The 23,258-nt window shown below is 31.4% G+C and carries 26 protein-coding genes; 14 read left to right on the forward strand and 12 right to left on the reverse strand.

Annotated elements, in window-relative coordinates; all coding sequences use genetic code 11:
* Positions 1-49 precede the first annotated feature (49 nt).
* From ACQYZ7_RS02555 to rimK, 3 genes are all read left to right on the forward strand, one after another.
* Positions 50-2,152: a M13 family metallopeptidase gene (locus ACQYZ7_RS02555; RefSeq protein WP_430728227.1), complete on the forward strand. Its 2,103-nt coding sequence runs from the start codon at positions 50-52 to the stop codon at positions 2,150-2,152.
* Positions 2,153-2,280: 128 nt separating this feature from the next.
* A complete protein-coding gene (locus ACQYZ7_RS02560; protein WP_430728228.1) occupies positions 2,281-2,694 on the forward strand; it encodes an ATP-dependent zinc protease family protein in 414 nt (137 codons plus the stop codon).
* 3 nt (positions 2,695-2,697) lie between these two features.
* A complete protein-coding gene (gene rimK, locus ACQYZ7_RS02565) occupies positions 2,698-3,570 on the forward strand; it encodes a 30S ribosomal protein S6--L-glutamate ligase (protein WP_303504843.1) in 873 nt (290 codons plus the stop codon).
* Positions 3,571-3,606: 36 nt separating this feature from the next.
* On the opposite strand, the gene ACQYZ7_RS02570 is transcribed toward rimK, so the two are convergent.
* From ACQYZ7_RS02570 to ACQYZ7_RS02580, 3 genes are read right to left on the reverse strand one after another with little or no spacing between them, the layout of a single operon-like run.
* A complete protein-coding gene (locus tag ACQYZ7_RS02570; protein ID WP_430728229.1) occupies positions 3,607-3,825 on the reverse strand; it encodes a hypothetical protein in 219 nt (72 codons plus the stop codon).
* A gap of 14 nt (positions 3,826-3,839) precedes the next feature.
* The gene (locus tag ACQYZ7_RS02575) at positions 3,840-4,259 is read right to left on the reverse strand and encodes a hypothetical protein (protein WP_430728230.1); all 420 of its coding nucleotides are present in this window, start codon (positions 4,257-4,259) and stop codon (positions 3,840-3,842) included.
* A gap of 9 nt (positions 4,260-4,268) precedes the next feature.
* On the reverse strand, positions 4,269-4,799 hold the full coding sequence (locus ACQYZ7_RS02580) for an RNA polymerase sigma factor (protein ID WP_430728231.1): 531 nt from the start codon (positions 4,797-4,799) through the stop codon (positions 4,269-4,271).
* Positions 4,800-5,001: 202 nt separating this feature from the next.
* Between ACQYZ7_RS02580 and ACQYZ7_RS02585 the strand changes: the two genes are divergently transcribed.
* Positions 5,002-5,937, forward strand: a complete 936-nt coding sequence (locus ACQYZ7_RS02585) for an ABC transporter ATP-binding protein (protein WP_430728866.1) — start codon at positions 5,002-5,004, stop codon at positions 5,935-5,937.
* 186 nt (positions 5,938-6,123) lie between these two features.
* Here ACQYZ7_RS02585 and ACQYZ7_RS02590 read toward each other — a convergent pair whose 3' ends face one another.
* Positions 6,124-6,585 (reverse strand): 3-oxoacyl-ACP synthase, encoded by a 462-nt coding sequence (locus tag ACQYZ7_RS02590; RefSeq protein ID WP_430728232.1) that lies wholly within the window; start codon positions 6,583-6,585, stop codon positions 6,124-6,126.
* Between the two features lie 16 nt (positions 6,586-6,601).
* A complete protein-coding gene (locus ACQYZ7_RS02595) occupies positions 6,602-7,711 on the reverse strand; it encodes an NAD(P)/FAD-dependent oxidoreductase (protein ID WP_430728867.1) in 1,110 nt (369 codons plus the stop codon).
* Positions 7,712-7,788: 77 nt separating this feature from the next.
* Between ACQYZ7_RS02595 and ACQYZ7_RS02600 the strand changes: the two genes are divergently transcribed.
* The 4 genes from ACQYZ7_RS02600 (at position 7,789) to ACQYZ7_RS02615 (ending at position 11,308) form a co-directional block, all read left to right on the forward strand.
* Entirely contained in the window at positions 7,789-8,259 is a 471-nt protein-coding gene (locus ACQYZ7_RS02600; protein WP_430728233.1) for a hypothetical protein, read from the forward strand.
* Between the two features lie 101 nt (positions 8,260-8,360).
* Positions 8,361-9,275, forward strand: a complete 915-nt coding sequence (locus ACQYZ7_RS02605; RefSeq protein ID WP_430728234.1) for a hypothetical protein — start codon at positions 8,361-8,363, stop codon at positions 9,273-9,275.
* 134 nt (positions 9,276-9,409) lie between these two features.
* Positions 9,410-10,165: an SDR family NAD(P)-dependent oxidoreductase gene (locus tag ACQYZ7_RS02610; protein ID WP_430728235.1), complete on the forward strand. Its 756-nt coding sequence runs from the start codon at positions 9,410-9,412 to the stop codon at positions 10,163-10,165.
* Between the two features lie 3 nt (positions 10,166-10,168).
* On the forward strand, positions 10,169-11,308 hold the full coding sequence (locus ACQYZ7_RS02615; protein WP_430728236.1) for an ATP-binding protein: 1,140 nt from the start codon (positions 10,169-10,171) through the stop codon (positions 11,306-11,308).
* Positions 11,309-11,340: 32 nt separating this feature from the next.
* Here the strand turns inward: ACQYZ7_RS02615 and ACQYZ7_RS02620 are convergent, their stop codons facing one another.
* From ACQYZ7_RS02620 to ACQYZ7_RS02630, 3 genes are all read right to left on the reverse strand, one after another.
* Positions 11,341-12,072 carry a sulfite exporter TauE/SafE family protein gene (locus tag ACQYZ7_RS02620; protein ID WP_430728237.1) on the reverse strand — a complete coding sequence of 244 codons (732 nt, stop codon included), beginning with the start codon at positions 12,070-12,072 and terminating at the stop codon, positions 11,341-11,343.
* Between the two features lie 6 nt (positions 12,073-12,078).
* Positions 12,079-12,840 (reverse strand): cyclase family protein, encoded by a 762-nt coding sequence (locus tag ACQYZ7_RS02625; protein ID WP_430728238.1) that lies wholly within the window; start codon positions 12,838-12,840, stop codon positions 12,079-12,081.
* A 70-nt stretch (positions 12,841-12,910) separates the two neighbouring features.
* Positions 12,911-13,450: a hypothetical protein gene (locus tag ACQYZ7_RS02630; protein WP_430728239.1), complete on the reverse strand. Its 540-nt coding sequence runs from the start codon at positions 13,448-13,450 to the stop codon at positions 12,911-12,913.
* A gap of 187 nt (positions 13,451-13,637) precedes the next feature.
* Between ACQYZ7_RS02630 and ACQYZ7_RS02635 the strand changes: the two genes are divergently transcribed.
* Complete coding sequence (locus ACQYZ7_RS02635) at positions 13,638-14,021, forward strand: ankyrin repeat domain-containing protein (protein ID WP_430728240.1); 384 nt, start codon at positions 13,638-13,640, stop codon at positions 14,019-14,021.
* 78 nt (positions 14,022-14,099) lie between these two features.
* Here the strand turns inward: ACQYZ7_RS02635 and amaB are convergent, their stop codons facing one another.
* On the reverse strand, positions 14,100-15,641 hold the full coding sequence (gene amaB / locus ACQYZ7_RS02640) for an L-piperidine-6-carboxylate dehydrogenase (protein WP_430728241.1): 1,542 nt from the start codon (positions 15,639-15,641) through the stop codon (positions 14,100-14,102).
* 113 nt (positions 15,642-15,754) lie between these two features.
* Here amaB and ACQYZ7_RS02645 point away from each other — a divergent pair, with 113 nt between their 5' ends.
* Positions 15,755-16,807, forward strand: a complete 1,053-nt coding sequence (locus tag ACQYZ7_RS02645) for an isoaspartyl peptidase/L-asparaginase family protein (protein WP_430728242.1) — start codon at positions 15,755-15,757, stop codon at positions 16,805-16,807.
* On the opposite strand, the gene ACQYZ7_RS02650 is transcribed toward ACQYZ7_RS02645, so the two are convergent.
* Genes ACQYZ7_RS02650 through ACQYZ7_RS02660 form a run of 3 tightly spaced genes read right to left on the reverse strand, consistent with a single transcriptional unit; the run spans position 16,804 to position 19,138 of the window.
* On the reverse strand, positions 16,804-18,186 hold the full coding sequence (locus ACQYZ7_RS02650) for an outer membrane beta-barrel protein (RefSeq protein ID WP_430728243.1): 1,383 nt from the start codon (positions 18,184-18,186) through the stop codon (positions 16,804-16,806). The genes ACQYZ7_RS02645 and ACQYZ7_RS02650 overlap by 4 nt on opposite strands.
* A 3-nt stretch (positions 18,187-18,189) precedes the next feature.
* Positions 18,190-18,741 carry an RNA polymerase sigma factor gene (locus ACQYZ7_RS02655; protein ID WP_430728868.1) on the reverse strand — a complete coding sequence of 184 codons (552 nt, stop codon included), beginning with the start codon at positions 18,739-18,741 and terminating at the stop codon, positions 18,190-18,192.
* Complete coding sequence (locus ACQYZ7_RS02660) at positions 18,734-19,138, reverse strand: hypothetical protein (protein WP_430728244.1); 405 nt, start codon at positions 19,136-19,138, stop codon at positions 18,734-18,736. The genes ACQYZ7_RS02655 and ACQYZ7_RS02660 overlap by 8 nt, the downstream gene beginning before the upstream one ends.
* Before the next feature lie 107 nt (positions 19,139-19,245).
* Here ACQYZ7_RS02660 and ACQYZ7_RS02665 point away from each other — a divergent pair, with 107 nt between their 5' ends.
* The 4 genes from ACQYZ7_RS02665 to ACQYZ7_RS02680 are packed head-to-tail and all read left to right on the forward strand — an operon-like array spanning position 19,246 to position 23,258.
* Positions 19,246-20,220, forward strand: a complete 975-nt coding sequence (locus ACQYZ7_RS02665) for an acyl transferase (protein WP_430728245.1) — start codon at positions 19,246-19,248, stop codon at positions 20,218-20,220.
* Between the two features lie 58 nt (positions 20,221-20,278).
* Entirely contained in the window at positions 20,279-21,565 is a 1,287-nt protein-coding gene (locus tag ACQYZ7_RS02670) for a D-arabinono-1,4-lactone oxidase (protein ID WP_430728246.1), read from the forward strand.
* Positions 21,566-21,569: 4 nt separating this feature from the next.
* The gene (locus ACQYZ7_RS02675; RefSeq protein WP_430728247.1) at positions 21,570-22,748 is read left to right on the forward strand and encodes an alanine racemase; all 1,179 of its coding nucleotides are present in this window, start codon (positions 21,570-21,572) and stop codon (positions 22,746-22,748) included.
* Between the two features lie 54 nt (positions 22,749-22,802).
* Positions 22,803-23,258, forward strand: coding sequence for a YHS domain-containing (seleno)protein (locus ACQYZ7_RS02680; RefSeq protein ID WP_430728248.1), 456 nt, complete (start codon positions 22,803-22,805; stop codon positions 23,256-23,258).

Consider the following 23,258-nt stretch of genomic DNA (forward strand, 5'->3'; position numbering starts at 1 on the left):
TCCTCGAGGTAGTTTGTTAAAATTAAGATTCATTCAAAAAACATTAAAAATGAAAACCATTCACAAAATGCTGTTTACTACTGCAGTTGCTTCTTTAGGGGTTATTGCGTGTAAAACAGACAAAAAGCCTGAAGAGAAAGTACAGGCAATTGTTTTAGAAAACATGGATACCTCGGTTAAACCAACCGATGATTTCTTTAGATATGTTAACGGTTCTTGGATTGACAATACCGAAATTCCTGCAGATGAAACTTCTTGGGGAGGGTTTAATCAATTAAGAAAAACTACTACCAAAGATGTATTAGCTATCTTAAACAAAGCTATTGAAGAAGGTAACTTCCCAAAAGTAAAAGATGCTGAAGGAAAAGAGATCGATTCTGACCAAGAAAAAGCGGTAAACTACTACGAAACCATCATGGATACCGTAGCTAGAAACAATGCTGGTAAAGCTCCAGTACAACCTTTTCTTGAAAAAATTGAAGAAATTAAAGACTTAAACGACGTACAAACATTCATTACCAACATGGCTCCTTATGGAGGTGCTGGTTTTTATGGTTTTGGCGTATTTAACGACCTTAAGAACAGTAGTATGAATGCTGGTTACATGGGAGCTGGTGGACTTGGTTTATCAAGAGATTACTATGTAGATGAAAAGGTAAAAGACAAACTTGAAAAATATCAAGTGTTTGTAGCTAAAATGTTACAAGAGTTTGGTGATGACGAGGCTACAGCTAAAAAGAATGCAGCAACTATTGTTGCTTTTGAAAAGAGTTTAGCTGAACCTAGAATGACCAAAGAAGAACGTAGAGATACTCGTAAAATTTACAACCCAATGACCATTGCTGAATTAACTGAGTTAGCTCCAGTAATCGATTGGGAAGCTCATTTAAAAGGAATTGGTGTTGATCTTGAAGGGTTAGATGGTGCTAAAGGTCTTGAAAAGATTATTGTTACAGATCCAGGTTACTTCAAAGCAATGAATGATGTTCTTAAGAATAGTCCTATTGAAACGGTTAAATTATCATTACGTTGGAATGCAATTAACAACTCATTAGGTTTATTATCTACTGATTTAGAAAAAGCTAATTGGGAATTTTACAGCAAAGAAATGCGTGGAGCTAAACAACAACGCCCAAGAAACGAGCGTGCTTTAGCAAACTTAAATGGAGCTATTGGTGAGGCTTTAGGTAAATTATATGTAGATGAAAAGTTTCCACCTGAAGCGAAGCAAAAAGCTAAGGAAATGATTGATAACGTAATGTTAGGTTTTGAAAAACGTATTGCGCAATTACCATGGATGAGTGAAGAAACAAAAGAAAAAGCATTAGATAAATTACACAAATTAACTGTTAAGATTGCATACCCTGATAAATGGAAAGACTACTCTGCTTTACTTGTTAAAGGATTAGATGAAGGTGGTACATATTTTGACAATGCTGTAAACGTTCGTAAGTGGAACTTTGAAAAAGATATGGCTAAGTTAGGTAAAGAAGTGGATAGAACTGAATGGGGAATGTCTCCTCAAACAGTAAACGCTTACTTTAACCCTGTAAACAATGAAATCGTATTCCCAGCAGCAATTTTACAACCTCCTTTCTATAACTACAAAGCTGATGAAGCTGTAAATTATGGAGGAATTGGAGCTGTTATTGGTCACGAAATCTCTCATAGTTTTGATGATTCTGGTGCTCGTTTTGATGGTGATGGAAACCTTAAAAACTGGTGGACAGAAGAGGATTCTGAAAAGTTTAAAAAAGCAGGTGCTAAATTAATAAAACAATACAGTGATATTATTGCTATTGATAGCATGCATTTAAATGGAGAATATACTTTAGGAGAAAATATTGGTGATTTAGGGGGCGTACAAGCTGCCTATGAAGGATTACAGGTTTTCTTAGGAAAAAATGGTCGTCCAGAAAAAATTGATGGATATACACCAGAACAACGTTTCTTCCTTTCTTGGGGAACTATTTGGAGAACAAAAATGCGTGATGAAGCTCTTAAAAACTTGATTATGACAAATACACATGCTCCAGGGCAATACAGAGCCTATATGCCTCTTAAAAACGTAGATGCTTTTTATGAAGCATTTGATGTTAAAGAAGGAGATGAAATGTATTTAAAACCAGAAGATCGTGTAAGAATTTGGTAAATTCAATTAAAAAATAAGTACCTTTAAACCAGTGTATAAGCACTGGTTTTTTTTATTTTAAAAAATTAATAGTAAGTATTGTATATTTCAAAAAATAGTAAGTAATTCGCTCACCTTAATTTAAAAAAATGAAACTAATTGGAAGGATTGAAAAAATATCCTTTTTAAACTGGGAAATAGAAGATTTACCCGTAAAGATTGATACAGGAGCTTATACTTCTGCAATACATTGTAAACATATTGAAGAAAAAGACGGTGTGTTAGAGTTTATACTATTATGTCCTAAAACAGAAAAATATAATAATAAATTGCTCCAAACTACAAAGTATAAAGTTAAAAGCATAAGAAGCTCAAACGGAAAAAAACAAAAAAGATATGTTGTTTCCACATCCGCTATTTTCTACGGTAAAAAATATAAAATAAAGCTATCGTTATCAGATAGAGGTAAAATGAGTTATCCAGTATTAATTGGTAGAAAATTTTTAAATAAAAAATTTATTGTAGATGTTTCACAAAAAAACATCACTTCAAAAGAAATATAAAAAATGAAAATTGTTGTTCTTTCTAGAAACCCTAAATTATATTCAACAAAACGCTTAGTAGAAGCAGGCGAAAAAAGAGGTCATGAAATGGTCGTATTAGATCATACCAAATGTGATCTTATTATTGAAAAAAAGAAGCCTGCTATAGTATACAATCATGAACTTATAACCGATGTTGATGCTATTATACCACGTATTGGTGCTTCAGTTACTTTTTATGGTACTGCTGTAGTACGTCAATTCGAAATGATGAAGGTGTTTTCTGCTGTAGAATCTCAAGCTTTGGTACGATCTAGAGATAAACTGAGTAGTTTACAGGTACTTTCAAGAGCAAATTTAGGGCTACCAAAAACCGTTTTTACCAATTACTCTAAAGATACTTCTGAAATCATCAAAAAAGTAGGAGGAGCTCCTTTAATTGTTAAGCTTTTAGAAGGAACACAAGGCTTAGGTGTTGTTTTAGCGGAAACCAAAAAAGCAGCTGAATCTGTTATAGAAGCTTTTAATGGCTTACAAGCTCGCGTAATTGTTCAAGAGTACATCAAAGAAGCTAAAGGAGCAGATATTCGTGTTTTTGTAGTAGATGGTGTTGTTGTTGGAGCCATGAAGCGTCAAGGAAAGGAAGGAGAATTTAGATCAAACCTACATAGAGGAGGAACTTCAGAAATTATAGAACTAACAGATGAAGAAGAAAATGCAGCTTTAAAAGCTGTTAAAGCAATGAAGTTAGGTATCGCTGGTGTAGATATGTTACAGTCAGATAGAGGCCCGTTGATTTTAGAAGTTAATTCTTCTCCTGGTTTAGAAGGCATAGAAAAAGCCACAGGAAAAGATGTAGCAAAAAGTATTATTCGTTACGTAGAAAGAAGCGCTTAAAAAAAACCGACATTTTTAATGTCGGTTTTTTTATGTTTAATCTGCTAATTCCATACAGTTAAACCCTTTTTCTTTTACCTTATTTATAATGTCAGCTTCTTTTGTAATATCTGTTGCTTCTATTCTTAAAACATTATCAACATCTTCAAGATCAATTGATAAATTAATTATATTATTATCTTGATTAAATAACTGACGTATAGACTCTTCTTTTTTCTTTGTGTCAATATCGGTTCCATAGATAAATAGTTTCATAACTCACAGGTTTTTTATTCTTGTTCCGTTTCTTTATTTAATTTGTCTACATATTTTTGATAAGCTTCACTCCCTTCTTCTTCCCAAAACCTATCATAGTGTTCCCACTCTGAAAACTTTCCTTTACAGTTCTTTTCATAATGTGATTTGAATTTGTGCCTTCTTCTTTTGTTTGAGTATTTCTTCGATTTATGTTTTCCTCCACATTCACTAGATGAAAATAAAATTTTAGCTAAAATAAATAGCCCCACTGCTTGCCAGTAGTTAATAACTGGTAATCCTAAAATCTCTGGCATAAGGTTATTCCAAAGCCACATAATTGCATACCCAAAAAGTACTGCTAACACTAAAACTGCAATTATTCCGAATATTATTCTTCCTGCAAATATTCCTGGAGACTCTCCATCTCTTCGCTCTTTAAACAAATTTTCCATCTTTTATTTTTATTTTTTATTTTCAATTTTTCTCAGTAATATTCCAAACGCTCGATGTCTTCTTGACATTAATGTTCCAACAGGTATTTCAAGTTCCTCTGATAGTTCATTATATGTGTACCCTTCAAAATCAATAGCTATAATTATTTCCTTATATACTGGTTTAAGATTCATTATTTTTAATTCTAGCTCCTTCTTCATTACTTCAGAATACGCATTATCAGGAGTTCCATACAAAATCTCTGTAAATTCAATCAGTTTCATTTCATCAATATCTGAAGCCGAAGCTTCGTACTTCTTTTTTCTTAAATTATCAATGATTTTATTTTTTAAGGATCTATAAACAAAGCTAGCTACATTGTTTATGGGTGAATTTCCATTAACTCCAGAAAACAATTTTAAAGCAACTTCTTGAATAATATCTTCTGCATCTTGATGAATACTTTGTTTAATTTTAGTTCCAACATAAGACTTAAGAGCACCATATTCTTTATCAAAAAAGGCTTTTAATTTCTTTTTATTTTCCGTTTCTTGGTTCATTTACAGGCTTTCTTTGTAGCTCCTCAATTATAAAGACGTACTTTTTATTTTCTATTGCATTTTTTAAAAAAAACTTTTCATACTGTTTATAACAAATATACTTAGGTCTAATTCTAAAAAAAAAGAAGATTATTTAGAGAGAAACTTGAAATGAAAAATCATGTTTATAATTTATCTTAGTCCTTTACGTATTTTTGCTCCTATGCTACAAGTAAACAATATTTCATTCACTTATTCTTCAAAAGAAAAAACCTTAGAAAACATCCAGTTTACACTTCAAAAAGGCGAGCACTTGTGCGTTATGGGAGAAAGTGGCTGCGGAAAATCTACACTTTTAAAAATTGTATATGGATTACTCGATGTTGATCATGGAAATTTACACTGGAACGACACACAAATTTTAGGCCCCGAACACCATTTAGTTCCAGGAATGGAGTTTTTTAAATATGTAGCACAAGATTTCGACTTAATGCCTTTTACTTCGGTAAGCGAAAATATTAAGAAATTTCTCTCACGGTTTTATCCGGAAGAAGCAGAAAATAGAACTCAAGAATTACTTGAAGTTATTGAAATGGCTGAGTTTGCTAACGAAAAAGTTAAAAACTTAAGTGGCGGACAGCAACAACGAGTAGCCATAGCAAGGGCTCTTGCAAAAGAACCTGAGTTATTATTGTTAGATGAACCTTTTAGTCAAATAGACAATTTTAAAAAGAACTCTTTAAGAAGACGATTGTTTGCATATTTAAAAAAGAAAAACATTACTTGTATTGTAGCTACACATGACGGAAACGATGCACTTTCTTTTGCTGATACTATGATGGTAATCCGCAACCATCAAATCATTGCATACAACAGTCCATCAAACCTATACAAACATCCTAAGGAAAAATATATTGCATCTTTATTTGATGATGTAAATGAGCTTACTATTAACAAACAAACATTACTACTTTACCCTAGTTTACTTAAGATTACTCAAGAACCATCAAAACTAGAAGGAACTGTGTTAAAATCTTACTTTAAAGGAGGTTATTGGTTAATAGAAATTGCTTATAATAACCAATCAGTTTTTATAAATCACTTTGAAAATATTGAGCATAAAAAAACAGTCTCTTTTAACTTAAAAGAGACTGTTTAAACCAATAATAACTATCTCAATAATTATTACTCAACTATCTTAAAATAAATTATTTTCTAAAAAAATACACTCTTACCGTCTAAACACCAAAAGATAAAAGTGTATTATAGCTTCTTTTTCTGTTCTGGTTATAACAACCTTTCCAGACTTAAAACAAGTAACTTTTATTTTACCCTACCTTTTACTCTAAAAAATTTCTTTAATAGTATTTTTTGCTCCATTAAACTCAAAAGATTCACCCTCTTTTTTTCCTAAGACCAACTTTCCTATAGGTGAAGATGGAGATACCGCAAAGTATTTTTTGTTTTCAACAATTAACAAACCTACACTTATACTTATAAAATAATTTATGGATGAGGTTGTTATAACCACGCTGCCTAAATGAGTTATTTTTGAAATAGTTTCTGTATTAATTTTAGCTAGTGTTTCTTTCATTTGAGAAATTCCGCTGAGTTGCTGACTCGCTTTTTCCATTTCTAACTGTAGCATTGCTCTACCAGTTTCATGCTTATCTCCTGCTGAACTTTTTGTTTCAGATTGCAAAGCTTTTTGATGAGAGGTAATTGTTTCTTCCACTGTTTGTAAACGTTTGTTTACATACAGCTCACATTGTTTATATAATTCTCCTTTAATATTTATTTTCCCCATGTAAACATCATTATCATTAATCCACAAGTTCAGCTAACTCCTTCCCTACTAAGCTTCCAATGGCAACACCCATTCCACCTAAACGAACTCCGCAAAACACATTATTTGAAAGCTTTTTTACAATAGTTTTTTTCTGATTTCCAACTCCCATAATTCCACTCCAACGATGTTCAACTTCAACTTTAGTATTTGGTAAGATTGTAGTTTTTAAAATTTCCTCCAATTTATTTTGAATAAGTGCTGTCTGCCCAAAATCAGTAGTTTCTTCACCTTTGAAATCAAGATTTCTCCCTCCTCCAAACAAAATTCTATCATCAATATTTCTAAAATAATAATAACCTTTATCTAAATGAAAGGTTCCTTTGATATGTAAGTTTTCAATTGGTTTAGTAATTAACACTTGTGCTCTTGCTGGTTGCACTTTTTCGTTTAATAGCTGATTTGCAAATCCGTTGGTAGTAACAAATAATTTTTTCGTTTTAAACATTATTTGATTCGTTTGCACAACCACTTGTTCGTTACCTTCAGAAAATTCTTTAACTTGAATATTATTGATAATTTTTACTCCTGAAGACAACACTTTTTCTAACAACTTTGCAGCCATTTTACCAGTATCAATCTGTCCTTCAAATTGATTGGTAATATAGTTTTGATGAATATTTTTAAAATGAAACTTATTGTCATCGACTGTAAAAACATCTGAAGAAAATAACGGTTGTAAAAGTTTGTTTATAACCTCCTTTTTATCCAAACACGATTCATATAGTTCGGTTGTTAAAAAAAGTTCATATCCTTTATTTTGTTGAAAATCGATGTTTTTATCACCTAGATTAGTTCTTAAAAGCTGTAAGCCTTCCCAACGTTTTTTTACCAAATTAAAAACTTCATCTTCAGTATGTGTTTCTAAATCATCAATTAATTCTGATAAACTCCCAAAACAAGCAAATCCTGCATTTTTAGTACTTGCTCCTTGAGGTAATATTCCTTTTTCAAGAATAAGAATTTTAGCTTTCGGGTAATTTTTACTCAGTTGTAATGCACAATTTAACCCAACAATACCGCTACCTACTACTGTAAAATCGACATCCTTAAACCATTCTTTTAATTCCCAATAGCTGAAATTCAACTTCATACAAATCTGATTATATTTGTGACTTGGCACATTCCTTGAATGTCTAAATTTAAACATTAAAAAACAACTCTATGAAATTAATTGGAATCTTAATTTTAGCTTTAAGTTTTACGAAATGCGCAAGTGTAAAAATGGAAAATAATCATCCTTTCAAAATAGAATCAGCAAGTTATTCTCATGTAACAGGAGGTGTAAAAGGTAGTTACAGCTCTACTAACTTGATTATCAATTTCACTGCTGAGAAACCTGTTGATTTTCAAAAAGTATATTTTCAAAATAAAATTACCAAAGCTGTTATTGAGCAACATAACGATAAACAATATATCGCTGCACGTTATAAAACCTCATCTAATGATAGAAAAGATATCATTTTACATGCAGATCCTAAAAAAGAGTTTGGAAATACCCCTAATACTCCTACAGAAGAATTTCCATTTGAACTAAAAGAGAATGAAGCAATGGTTTCTTATGTTATAGGAGAGAAAATACACTATGTGAAAGTAAAAAATATTATAAAAAAAGATAACGTCTTTATGCAGTAAAACTGCATTTTAAAGTAGTTTAAAACACCTCAAAAAGAGGTGTTTTTTATTTTTGGCACGTAATTTGAAAACTTATTAGCATAACCATAAAATGAATGCTTATGAAACGTATAAAATTACTTTTAGTACTACTTATTAGTGGTGTAACACTTACGTCTTGTGTTGTAAAGAATGAAATTGTGGATGATAGTTTTTCATTAAACGAATATATTTCAAGTTATGATTTATGGTATGTAGATTATCACAGAACAACAGGTAGTGGCGAAGTTCCTTTTTTATCAAGAGCTTTTACCATTTCTTTTTTAAACGGAACCATGTATGCAAATAACAATATTGTTGATATTGGTAAAACAGGAAATGGTTTTGGAATAGCTGTAGGTAACTATGGTACCTATGGAACCGTTTTAGAAACTCATCATGATATAGATGGATATTACGAATTTGATGTAGTACAACTTTCTAGTAACGAAATTAGAATTGATGATTTATCACAAAATGTCAGCTATTATTTAGTAGGATATCAAGTAAACACTTTTGATTATGACATGTTGTTCTATGACAATATTGAGTATTTTTTACAAGAGTTTAAAGCTTGGGAAAGAACCGGAGAATCTGGGGGTGTAGCAAATCCATTTGATGAAGAGCATTACCTTAGGTTTACACCAGAAAATAACGTAACTTTCAATTCATCTCATGACCCTTTTGGCACAAATATTGATTATATAAGTTGGGACTTTGAGGGAAGCTATATAGTTCGTGATGTTCAGGGTGAAGAAAATTTAAAATATTTAACACTTAATTATGATAACGGAGATACTGAAGAGTTTGATTTAACCGTTATAAATGACGAAAAGATACAGTTATACCATGTAAGCTCTCAAACAACCTATGTTTTTTCTGGAAGAGGATTTATACAGTATTTAAAAGGAGAAAAAACAAGTACAAAAACAACTGTAAGAAATAGCGGTAGAAAACGTACTAAAATAGAAAGAGAAACAGTTCCGAAAAGGAAATAAAAATAAAGTTTGGTTAGTTGATTTTTGGTTGGTGTAGTAGCCAACTAAAAGGAACCGCTCCGCAAGGGGCGGTTTTTCATTTTATAATAGTAGCTTAACATAAAAAAGTTTACCTTTATACAAAACAAAAAACCATGCAACAAACTGCTTTAATTACTGGAGCAACCTCAGGTATTGGTAAGGCAACCGCTCAACTTTTTGCTAAGAACAACATCAACTTAATTATTTGTGGTAGGCGTATTGAAAAACTGCAAAAATTACAACAAGAACTATCACAATTCACCAAAATACATATACTTCAGTTTGATGTTCGTTATAATGAAGAAGTACAGAAAGCAATTAATAGCTTACCTGACGACTTTAAACATATTGACATTCTTATTAATAATGCTGGAAATGCCCATGGATTAAATAGCATTCAAAACGGAAACATTGATGATTGGGATGCGATGATAGATGGAAATGTTAAAGGACTCTTATACGTTTCAAAAGCAATTATTCCTCAAATGGTAGAACGCAACAATGGATTCATCTTAAATATAGGCTCTATTGCAGGAAAAGATGTATACCCTAACGGAAATGTGTATTGTGCATCAAAGTTCGCTGTAAACGCTTTAAATAAGGGAATGCGTATTGATTTGAACCAACATAGCATTCGTGTATGCGCTATTCATCCTGGATTGGTAGAAACTGAATTTTCTGATGTTCGCTTTAAAGGAGATTCTGAAAGAGCTAAGACCGTATATCAAGGCTATAAAGCGCTTCAACCTGAAGATATTGCAGACATTATTCATTTTGTGGTTACACGCCCATACCATGTAAATATTGAAGATTTAATTGTATATCCTACGGCGCAAGCCAGTGCAACTATTGTGAATAAAAACGCTTAAGTTGTGATTAACAAACGTCTTTTAATTAAAAACTTGCTATCTCATAACGACGAGAATAGTTTTTATGATAAAAAACAAAGGTTGTCTTTAAGTTCTAAAGAAGGTAAAGCTAAGTTTATAAAACACGTTTGTGCACTTTCTAATTCAAACCCTAACAACAATTCATATATCGTTATTGGTATTGAAGATGAAGAAAATAAAATTATGGGGGTGGATTTTTACGATGATAGTAAAATCCAGAACCTAGTAAATGCTTACCTTAAAAATCCTCCAAAAATAGAATATGAAAATGTTCCTTTTCCGCGTTTACAACGTCATAAAGTAATTGGTTTAGTAACTATTTACCCGACTAAATTAATTACTTCTTTAGCTAAAAATGCATGGAAGTACCGTAGAGGCACTATTTTTTATCGCAGAGGCAGTAACTCTATGCCTACCGAAGAAAGTTTTATTCTTAAAAACAACAACAAAGCGATTGTTGAGGCTATTGAAAAAAATGCTAGTAATAATATACGGCTCACTCTTGATGGTGTTTTTGATTTTATTGAAAGACACAAACCAGAATACAATCCGCAGTACAAAGTATTTAACGAACAATTTGTGCTTTGTTGGGCTGGAAAAAAGAAGATTATAAATAACGAAGAGTTTTTTACGCGAGTTGATATTGAATTAGTAAACGAGCAAGTTCGTTTATTTTTTTCTGCATTAGATGATGTGCAAATTAGTCATAACGAACAATCATTTATTATTACCGAATATATCGTTTTAGGAATTGATAAGAGTGAAAAACGTTATCCACTAGAAAAAACAATTATAAATTTTAAAGATAACGGAAAGCATGATATTGTAACGGAATTTCTCTTTGAAGCTCCTCAGTATCATAACGATATTTTACAGCTTATTTATAAAAACAATAACAGTATCGTTGCTAAGATTATGAGAAAAAAGCCTCTTTCGGTTATTGAACACGAAGATGTGTATCGATTACCAACTTCCTATTTAATCTGTTATTTAAACGGATTTGAAAGTGCTCCTCTACAACTTAAAAAAGCAAAAAATTATATTAAAAACTTAGAAGATAAAACTACGTATATCAAATACAAAGAAGCAATGCGAGTAATACGCAAGGTGAAGTATAGTTAGAATCTTTTAACCTCTTTTAAAATCTTACTACGCTACCTCAACACTAACTGAACAATCGTTACTATCCCAATTAATAGAATAAAAGACAACGACAGCTTTCTAAATTTAGATTGTGGTATATAAGCTAATACTTTCTTTCCTATATATGACCCCACTAATCCAATTACAAACAAAAACGGAACGTATTTTAGGTCGTGATTGTGAATGTAACCATTGTTGTAATAGACAAATGTTCTTGAGAAGTCTATCATAAAATCTATAAAGGCTGAAGTTGCTATAAACACACTCTTTTCTAAGTTAAAAGCTGCCATGGTTAGACCTCTAATAGCTCCTCCTGTACCTAACAATCCCGCTGAAAATCCTGAGAAAGAACCTCCTATAATGGCATTTTTTTTATTTGGAGAAACAACGAATTTATTTTTAATCAGGAAAAAAGCACTAAACCCCACTAAAAAGACTCCTAAAAATATTTCTAAATAGTCACTGTTCACATATTTTGATAATACACCTCCTAAAATCACAAAAACCACTGAAGGAATTCCGATGTTTATCAACAATTTTTTATCTAAGCCTTTTTTAAATAAGAAGATTTTACTCACATTACTAGACAAATGAAAAATAGCTGTAAGACCTAACACAGAGTAAAAATCGAAATAAAAATTTCCTATTGGAACAAAAAAAACAGACGAACCAAAACCTCCTACTGTTCCAATAATTTCAGCAATTAAAGCTAGTACTAAAAATATGAAGTTTATGTCTTTCATCCCTTTTTATGCTAACATCGCAACCACTCTTGCAGGTGCTGCAGAAGCTCCTACAATTTTTAACGGAAATACCGCTACTTTAAACCCTGTTAAAGGCAACGCATCTAGATTTACCAACTGTTCCATATGGCAATATTCCTTGTTTTGTCCTACCAAGTGCCCTTCCCAAAACAATTCAGAATTATTAGTTTCTTTCGCTTTTTGAATCATATACGGAAGTGGTAAATCCCAACCCCAAGCATCAATTCCCATCACTTTAATTCCTTGGTTAATTAACCATTCCGTAGCTTTTGCACTTACTCCTGTACCTTTTTTATGAAAATCTTTTGTTCCGTTAAATTTATCGCGCCCTGTTTTAATTAATACAATCATGTTCGGTTGAATTTCTAACTGATTGTTTTTTAAAAATTGTTGAATATCTTCTACTGTAATGGGATCAAAATCTACTTTATGTTTCATATCAATCACAATACCTTCTCCAAAACACCAGTCTAACGGAACTTCATCTATCGTTTTTGCCTTTTCTCCATTTACCGTTGGTGAATAGTGCCAAGGAGCATCAATATGAGTTGTAGAATGCACACCCATTTTTTGAATCGTATCGTCTGCCCAACCTGTAAAGTTTTTAGGAAAAAGTTTGAATGGTAATCCTAATATTCTAATTAACCATTTTACTTTATGGTGTGGTTTATGTTTTATTTTAACTTTCATAAACCAAGGGTCCTTTTTATTGTATTGAATAGGTTTGGATAGATCTATAATTTTCATAGTACCGTTAGTTGTTCCAAACAAAGATAAAAGAAAATACCTCGCTAATAGAGGGAGGTTTATGTACTTATCAAGATTTTCCTTTATCTAAATTGTCTTGCCAATCTTTTAGCTCCTGCCACTTACCTTCGTATGCAAGTTGTGCTTGTTTAGGCCATGTGTTTGGTTTGTGAGCTCTATAACGATCTCCTCCACTTTTTAATACTTCTTGGCATTTTTCTACAGGCGTTTCTGCCAACAACTTCCAAGTATTTATACTAAAATTATGAAAAAGCTCTTCTATTTTAGGCCCTATTCCATCAACTATTTTTAAGTCATTCTCTTTTATTTTTTTTCCAAAAACTTTTTGTACTTCATCTATATTGAATAACGTATCTTGTTTTTCAGATATAAATGACGCTGTACTAGGTTTTGCTAATTTTAAATCAGTTTCTAGTACTAATTTACTTTCCTTACAGTTCCTTAAACTAGATTCTAACTTTGCTATTTTATTTTTTAAAAGAACTATTTCATCTTTCTTAATATTTTTACTCGATAGTTTTCCTAATAAATAGCCTAAAATAGCGGCAATTACTGCTACTGCTAATGAAATTAATATACACCAATTCATGATTTTATTATTCGGTTAATAGTTAGTTAAAATACTGATTTTTAATTTATTAAAAAACATTTAATCTATTAAGATATTTTTAAGAGCTTATCTTAAATAATTGTTAAGTGTGTGTATTTGTTGAAACGTTTTGTTTTTATAGGCGTCTTTTAGCTGTAACCTAATCTTAAAATAAAAACTTAACATCATGAAAAAATTTGTATTAACTGCTTTAGCAATCGCTTTATCTTTCGGAACTATTACTGCTGCTTCAACTTCATATGAAGCACCTGTGAAAACTAACCTAGAATACCCTAACGTAAGTACTTTTTGTAAATTAATTAGAGCTGGAAACTTTGAAGCTGTAAAGGCTATGGTTGAAAACGGAACGGATATTAACAGAAAATCTACTGGATTAACTCCTTTAATGTTTGCTGCTAGATATAACAAAGCAGATATCGTTAAACTTTTAATTGAAAAAGGAGCCAAATTAAAAGCAAAGTCTGAAAGAGGTTATACTGCCTTAGAATATGCTAAAATGTCGAAAGCACACGAATCTTATAAAGTTATTGCTGCTGCTTTAGAAAAGTAGTATAACCAACAACTTAGTTAAAAACAAAAAGTCACATCGAAAGATGTGACTTTTTTATATTTTGAAAACTATGTTTTCTTATAAATCGAACTTAATTCCTTGTGCTAAAGGTAATTCATCAGAATAGTTTACGGTATTTGTCTGACGACGCATGTATACTTTCCAAGCATCAGATCCAGACTCACGTCCACCACCTGTTTCTTTTTCACCACCAAAAGCTCCTCCAATTTCAGCACCAGAAGTACCAATATTTACGTTAGCAATACCACAATCAGATCCTGCAAACGATAAGAATTTTTCAGCTTCTTTCATTTCATTTGTCATGATTGAAGAAGATAACCCTTGCGCAACTCCGTTTTGTAATTCAATAGCGTTTTCAACACCTCCTGAATACTTCATTAAATATAAAATTGGAGCAAATGTTTCGTGTTGAACGATTTCAAAATGGTTTTCAGCTTCAATAATCGCTGGCTTCACATAACAACCACTTTCATATCCTTCTCCTTCTAAAACTCCTCCTTCTACTAATACGTTTCCTCCTTCAGCTTTCGCTTTTTCAATAGCAGCTAAATAGGTATCTACAGAATCTTTATCAATTAATGGCCCAACATGGTTATTTTCATCTAATGGATTTCCAATTTTAATTTGACCGTACGCTCCAACAATCGCATCTCTTACTCTATCGTAAACAGATTCATGGATGATTAAACGGCGTGTAGAAGTACAACGTTGACCACAAGTACCAACAGCACCAAATACAGCTCCAGGAACCACTACCTTTAAATCAGCAGTTGGAGTGATAATGATAGCGTTGTTACCACCTAACTCTAACAAAGATTTACCAAAACGCTCAGCAACAGTTGCACCAACTATACGTCCCATTCTTGTAGAACCTGTAGCAGATACTAATGGTATACGCGCATCAGTAGTAATATATTCACCAACTTTATAGTCACCATTTACGATACAAGAAATACCTTCTGGCAAGTTGTTTTCTTTTAAGATATCAGCAATAATGTTTTGGCAAGCAACAGAACATAAAGGTGCTTTTTCTGAACCTTTCCATACGCATACGTTACCACAAATCCAAGCTAAAGCTGTATTCCAAGCCCAAACAGCCACAGGAAAGTTAAATGCTGATATAATACCAACAACTCCTATTGGGTGCCATTGCTCTCTCATTACGTGTTCTGGTCTTTCTGATGGAATTACTTGTCCGTTTAACTGACGAGATAAACCTACAGCAAAATCACAGATGTCAATCATTTCTTGAACCTCACCTAAACCTTCTTGGTAAGATTTTCCCATTTCGTAAGAAACTAACTTACCTAACGGCTCTTTTAACTCTCTTAATTTATTTCCAAATTGACGTACAATCTCTCCACGTTGAGGTGCAGGCATTGTTCTCCAAGTTTTAAATGCTGAAGTAGCAGCATCCATTACTTTTTCGTAATCTTCTTTGGTAGAAGCTTTTACTTTTCCTATTAACTTTCCGTCTACTGGTGAATACGATTCAACAACTTCACCGTTTGAAAAGTTTACTGAACCTGTTGAAGTTCCTTCATTTATCTCTTTTAAGCCTAAAGTAGCTAATGCTTCTTTGATACCAAAATCTGCCATATTTTATATTGTAATTTTAGTTGTTTAAATTTAAAGCTCAAAACTACGAATAATTTTACAATTAATAAATTAAACAAACAGTGTTGTTTTTGTTTAAAAATTAACAAATAATCATGAAAAACATTTATTACTTTCTTTCTTTACTCTTGATATTAACAGCTTGTAATTCGCCCAAAACAACATCAAATAAACAAAATGATACACCAGAAAATGAGTTCGCCATTATTATTCATGGAGGGGCTGGAACTATTCTAAAAAAGAATATGACTCCAGAAAAAGAAACTGCTTACAAAACTAAACTAGAAGAAGCTATAAAAACAGGGTATGAAATTTTAAAAAATGGTGGTTCTAGTGGTGATGCTGTTGTAAAAACCATTCAAATAATGGAAGAATCTCCTTTATTTAATGCAGGGAAAGGGGCTGTGTTCACACATAAAGAAACTAATGAATTAGATGCTTCTTTTATGGATGGAAAAACATTAAATGCAGGTGCCGTAGCTGGAGTAAAAGACATTAAAAGCCCTATTGAAGCTGCAAGAATGGTAATGACAAATTCTGATCATGTGATGTTATCGGGAAACGGAGCTTCTCAATTTGCTAAAGAGCAAGGATTGGAAATTGTTGATCCAAGTTATTTTTACACTGAAAATCGCTTTAAATCTTTACAACGAATTAAAGACAAAGAAAAAACAGCATTAGATCATGATGATAAAGAGACTTCTTTTTATGATGCTGATATTAAAAATAGTAAGTTCGGTACCGTAGGTTGCGTTGCTCTAGATAAAGATGGGAATATTACTGCGGGAACTTCTACAGGAGGAATGACTAACAAACGTTGGGGACGTATTGGAGATTCTCCTATTATTGGTTCAGGTACCTATGCAAATAATAAAACTTGTGGTGTTTCTTCTACTGGTTGGGGTGAATATTTTATACGTGCACAAGTTGCTTACGATATTTCTGCTCAAATGGAATATCAACAAAAATCGTTAAAAGAAGCTACTAAAGATGTTATTCAAAACAAATTAACCAAACTTGGAGGAACAGGAGGTGTAGTTGCACTTGATAAAAATGGTAATATGTCTTTTGAATTTAATACTGCTGGAATGTACAGAGCTTCAATGAATGATAAAGGTGATTTAATCATTAAGATTTACAACGATTAAAACTGATAATTTAAACCTGTATAAACACCTATAAAATATGGCTGAAACCCATTTGAATCATTTTTAAATGTATTTAATTGGGTTTTTAGCATTGGATTAATATTTAAAGACCATTTTTTGCTGAATTTATAGTTAAGGTCTACCCCAAAATTTCCACTAAAATTAATACTATTTAAATTACTAGCTTCTCCTGAGGTTGAAAAAGCAGTAGTTTTTAAATCTACTTCATTCTTATTTAAAAACAAGGAACTAAAACCAACTACTAATTGTGTTTTTAACTTTTTCCCTTCTAATATGCTATATTTGACTTCTACTGGAACTTCAATATACCCATAACTTTGATTCAATTCACCATCAAGACTTCCTGAACTTATAGATACTGAACTTGTGCTAAAATTTGTTTGAGAGGTATCATTTAACTCATAACTTTCTCCGGAACTAAAGGCTACATTTGAATTACTTGATTTTATAGGGTTTACAGCTACGTTAGTATTGGAATATCCCATTTCTTGTAGATGCACTCCTGATTGAAGTGTCCATTTTTTATTTAATTGATATGCTACTTGTATTCCGTAGGAATAACTCATATTTCCTTTTGTAGAGTTAGATAAATTTACATCTATAGGAGATGATTCAGAAAATGAATTAGAGTTTAATACAGCTACAGTTGGTGAAACAGTCCACAGTTTCTTTTTTTCTTTCTTCTCTTTTTCATTTTCTTCACCATTTACAACTGCTAAAAAGTCTTTTTTTGGTTTTACAACCTTATAAATTGTATCTTTTTCTTTTTTCAAAAAAGGGTTTTCTTCTTTTTTAATAACTGGCAAGCTATTTTCAAGCTTGCCAGTAGAGTTTTCTTCTTTCACAACATCGTTTTTAGCCAGTAAAGCCCCTTCAACTACTCTACTTGACACGTTATTGCTATCTTTTTCTTGCAACTCTTTTTTGCTAACCTTCACAACATGATTAGCGGTTAAAACTTCATTTTCATAAAGCTTTTCTTTAAATACTTTTTTCTTTTTCGTTTCTTCTTTTACGATAGGTGTTTCTCTTATATTTTCTTTTGTTGATTTTATTAATAAATCATCTTTTAACTCTTCTTTTTTATTTTTTTTCTCTTTTGGTGCAAGTTTTGGCGATTCAACAATAATTGCATCTGTATCCTCTATATTTTCTTGTTCGTTAGCATAAGGATAAAGCAAAAGACCTAAAACAAGTATGGCTGCAACCCCACCAGAAAACCACCAAAAAGGAAAAACACGATGGTTTTTCTTTTTTTGTAGTTTTTCTTCAATAGCATTCCATACTCTTTCATTAGGAGTTACCTCCAAATCTTTAAGTTTTTCTTGAAATAGTCTATCGATGTTTTTTTCTTCCATCTATTATGCGTTTTCCTCTTTTGCTTGATATAGTTCCATTTCTTTTTTCAATATCTGTCTTGCCCTTGATAAATTTGATTTTGATGTTCCTACAGAAATTTTTAACAACTCTGCTATTTCTTTATGTGAGTAATTATCTAATACATAAAGGTTAAAAACTAAACGATACCTATCTGGTAAATTTTGAATTAACTCTAATAAAGCATCAATATTCACATTTTCGGTTTCAAGCTCCACTTCTTCTACTATTTCCTCATCAGAAGCTTCTGAAACTAACTGCAAAGGTGACTTTTCTCTATACTTTTGTAATGCTGTATTTATGGTTATTCTCTTCATCCATCCTTCAAAAGAACCTTTGTGTTGATATTGAGGCATCTTTTTAAAAATAGTTAAAAAGCTATCTTGTAAAGTATCTTCTGCATCTTGATAATTACGAGAGTACTTTAAACAAAGCGCAAAAAGTTTACCAGAAAATAGCTGGTAAACTTGAGCTTGCGCTGTGATATTTTGATGACAGCATCCTTGTATGAGTTTTTCTAAATTGATGTTACAAATTTACTGGAATTACCACTTCTTCGTATACATCTTCTCCTTCATCATTTTTACCTTTCCAAAACTTAAAAACATAATCTTCTTCCTGAGTTGCCTCAACAGGAAAAGCATATTCTTCTTGTCTCTCTTCTTCAGTACAAGCAACATCAAGAGCTACTATTGCTGTACCAGCTACAATTCTAGTTGTATCTACTTTTTGATAGTATAATCCATCAAAAGAATAACAACTATTAGGCAACGTATACTTTATCTTAATTGTATCAACTTCTCCGAATGTAAAACTTTCAGGAGTTGTAGCACTATCAACCTTTAAAAACTCATACCTAACATTAGGGCCGTCATCATCTAAACAAGAATAAAACGTAAATACACTTAAAAAAAGGATTAAAAATTTTTTCATGACATATATAATTGGGGTTATTATTTTTTTAATTTTCTATGGTTTATATACTAGATGAAAAAAAAATAAAAAGGTTGCGTCGAATACTCTTACTTTTGTAAAAGTTTATGAAAAACACCATTTTTAACATACAGTCTACAGAAGATTTCAATAAAACTGCATTGCAAGTTTTTAAACATCAGTTTAAAAATAACAGAGTATATCGTTCTTTTTGCGATTTAATATATGTTCATCCATCTGATGTAAACACTATTGAACAAATTCCGTTTTTACCTATTCAGTTTTTTAAAACTCGTGAGGTACTTTCTTCTACCAATGAAATTCAAGAAACTTTTACAAGCTCTGGAACTACGGGAAGTACAACCAGTAAGCATTTAGTAACTGATTTATCTTGGTATGAAACCAGTTACTTAAAAGGTTTTAAGCACTTTTACGGAAATATAGAAGATTATGTGGTACTAGCCTTGTTACCTAATTATTTAGAACGTAAAGGGTCTTCTTTAATTTATATGGTAGATGATTTAATTAAGCGTTCTAACCATTCTGAAAGCGGTTTTTATCTTAATAATCTTGACGAACTTGCTAAAAAACTCATACAATTAGATAAACAAAACAAGAAAGTATTATTATTTGGTGTTTCTTTTGCTTTATTAGATTTAATTGAGCAGTATGAATTCAATCTATCCAATACCATTATTATGGAAACTGGTGGAATGAAAGGAAGAAGAAAAGAACTTATTCGTAACGAATTGCATACTATTTTAAGTGATGGTTTTGGTGTAGATACAATTCATTCTGAATATGGAATGACTGAGCTTTTGAGTCAAGGATATTCAAAAGGTAATGGTATTTTTAACTGTCCTCCTTGGATGCAAATATTAACTCGTGATACAGAAGATGCCTTAACTATTTTACCTAAAGGAAGATCTGGTGGAATTAATGTGATTGATTTAGCTAACTATAACTCTTGTTCTTTTATCGCTACACAAGATTTAGGTAAAGTATACCAAGACAACAGTTTTGAAATTATAGGTCGTTTTGATAACTCTGATATTCGTGGTTGTAATTTAATGGTTTTGTAATCCTTTTTTATTTTTTGCTATCTTACCTTGCTATTAACCTCTATTAGTTCAAGGTATTATGAAAAACTGGGCAGAAAATGTACAGTGGAATCCATCTGCAGTTGCATTTCCTCATTCGGAAAATGAAATTCAACAACTTATTTTAAAAGCTATTCGGTTTAACCAAAAAATTCGAGTTATTGGTTCTGGACATTCTTTTACTTCTTTATGTAGTACTGATGAAATATTGGTGACTCTCGATAATTTTCAAGGACTCATTTCAATTAATAAAGAAAAAAATCAAGCTACTATAAAAGCAGGAACGAAACTTTCTTTATTAGGAGAACTTCTTTTTAAAGAAGGATTAGCCATGGAAAATATGGGCGATATCAACGTTCAATCAATTGCAGGTGCCATAAGTACTGGAACACATGGAACGGGTATTGGACTTAAATCTATTAGTAACCAAGTTATTGGGTTGAAATTTGTGAATGGGAAAGGAGAAATTATTGAGTGCTCCACCACAAAAAATATAGAACTATTTAAAGCTGCTCAAGTATCTTTAGGATGCTTAGGAATTATTACAGAAGTTACTTTACAGTGTGTACCAACTTACAAACTAAAACTTCAAAACAAAAAAGAGAAATTAAGTGATGTTTTAACAACTTTAAATGAACGAAATTCTCAAAATAGAAATTTTGAGTTTTATTGGATTCCTTATACAAATACTGCCTGGACCAAAACTTCAAACATTGTAGAAGATTCTGAACCTGATAAAGTAAACTTTTTTAATTATTGGACTGAATACATACTTGAAAACCATGTTTTCAAACTCATGTGTGAATATGCTACCATTTTTCCATCACAGAATAAAACAGTAGCTAACATTACTGCGGCCAGTATTAGCAATGTAAAAAAAGTATATCACAGTCATAAAGTATATGCAACACAACGAATGGTAAAATTTCATGAAATGGAATACAATATTCCAGCAGAAACTTATCAAGAGGTATTTAAAGATGTACAAAAAATTGTCAATTCAAAGAAATTTAATATTCATTTTCCTATTGAAAATCGCTGGGTTAAAGGTGATGATGTATACATGAGTCCTGCTTACAATAGAGACTCTGCTTATATCGCATGCCATGTATATAATAAAAAAGATAGCAGTGCTTATTTTGCTGCTTTAGAAGAAGTATTTAAAGCCTATGACGGAAGACCTCACTGGGGTAAAATGAATACGTTTAATACAGAAGAAGTTGCAAAAGCATATCCAAAATTTACGGAGTTTATGACTTTCAGAAAAGAACATGATCCAGAAAATATCTTTGTGAACCCGTATATTCAAAAACTATTAGGTATTTAATACTATGGATGCTTATTTTAAAAACCTAAATAAAGAACTAAAAAACTACCAACGAGCCATTCCTTGTTTGTTAATCGATTTAGATATTTTAGATAAAAATATAACTGAAACTCTTTCTAATTTTAGAAATAATGCTTCAATAAGAGTTGTAGTAAAATCATTGCCCTCAGTTCAATTGATTGAATACATTTTACAAAAAACAAACTCTAATAAGTTGATGGTATTTCATCAACCTTTTTTAACCGATTTAACTTCTCGATTAAATAACAAAGTTGATATTTTATTGGGTAAACCTATGCCTATAAAAACCGTAGAATATTTTTATAACAACTTACCTCAAAAACACAACGGATTAAATCCGTACACACAAATTCAATGGTTAGTAGATACTACTAAAAGAATTGAAGAATACGTTAATTTAGCTAAAAAACTCAATCAAAAATTGCGATTGAGTATTGAAATTGATGTTGGGTTACATCGTGGAGGTTTTTCTTCCGTAGAAACCTTAAAAAAAGGATTATCACTCATTGAAAACAATCAAGACTTTGTGAAGTTTTCAGGGTTTATGGGATACGATCCTCATGTGGTAAAACTTCCAAAGATTATTCGTTCTCAAAAAAAAGCATCACATTTAGCAAATCAATTTTACGAGCAATGCAAAAAATTAATTAAAAATGATTTTCCAGAACTATGGAATAATAACTTAACCTTTAACGGAGCTGGAAGTCCTACCTTAAAATTGCATAAAAAACAAAATTCTCCAATAAACGATATTGCTATTGGTTCATGTTTTGTAAAACCTACAGCGTTTGATATTCCTTCCTTAAAAAACTATAAGCCAGCAACATTTATAGCTACTCCTGTTTTAAAGACTTTTTCAAATACAACGCTGCCAGGTTTAGAAAAGCTAAAACAATTTTTTACTAAAAAGTCAGCTTTTATTTATGGTGGCTTTTGGAAAGCTAACTATTACTATCCTAAGGGAATAAAACAGAATAAGTTGTTTGGATCATCTACCAATCAAACCATGATTAATATTCCTAAAAATGAATCTTTACAAATAGATGATTTTGTGTTCTTAAGACCTCACCAAAGTGAATTTGTTTTTTTACAATTCGGAGAAGTTTTACCTATTAGAAACGGTAAAATTCAACAATCTTGGCAATTATTAAATAATTTATGATTGTATTTGTAATGTTCATTGTTTTTTGTCGACTACCTTCAAAATCTACAAACAATGAAAAACTTTTTTACACTACTTTTAATAGTAGTTTCTACTGCATTATACGCTCAAAAGACTGATTATAATATCAAAAAAGGCTACGTAGCCGAAGGTTATGATGTTGTTTCTTACTTTATAAATGATGAACCAGTAGAAGGAAAAAAGAAGTTTCAAACAACATATGACGGAGCAAAATTCAAGTTTTCCTCAGAAAAAAACTTAACGCTTTTTAAAGAAAATCCAACAAAATACATTCCTCAATATGGAGGATATTGTGCTTATGCTGTAGCTGCCAAGAAAACAAAAATGTATATAGATGCTGAAGCTTATGAAATTAGAGATGGTAAATTATATCTTTTTTATAGTTCGTGGATTTCTAGTAAACTTGACGATTGGAAAAATGGTGATACTAAAAAATTACAAGCTCAAGGAGATATAAACTGGGAAGAACTAAAACATAAAAAGGATTAA

Origin of the sequence: Tenacibaculum sp. SDUM215027 (assembly GCF_050566205.1) — a bacterium.
Classification (GTDB): Bacteria; Bacteroidota; Bacteroidia; order Flavobacteriales; family Flavobacteriaceae; genus Polaribacter.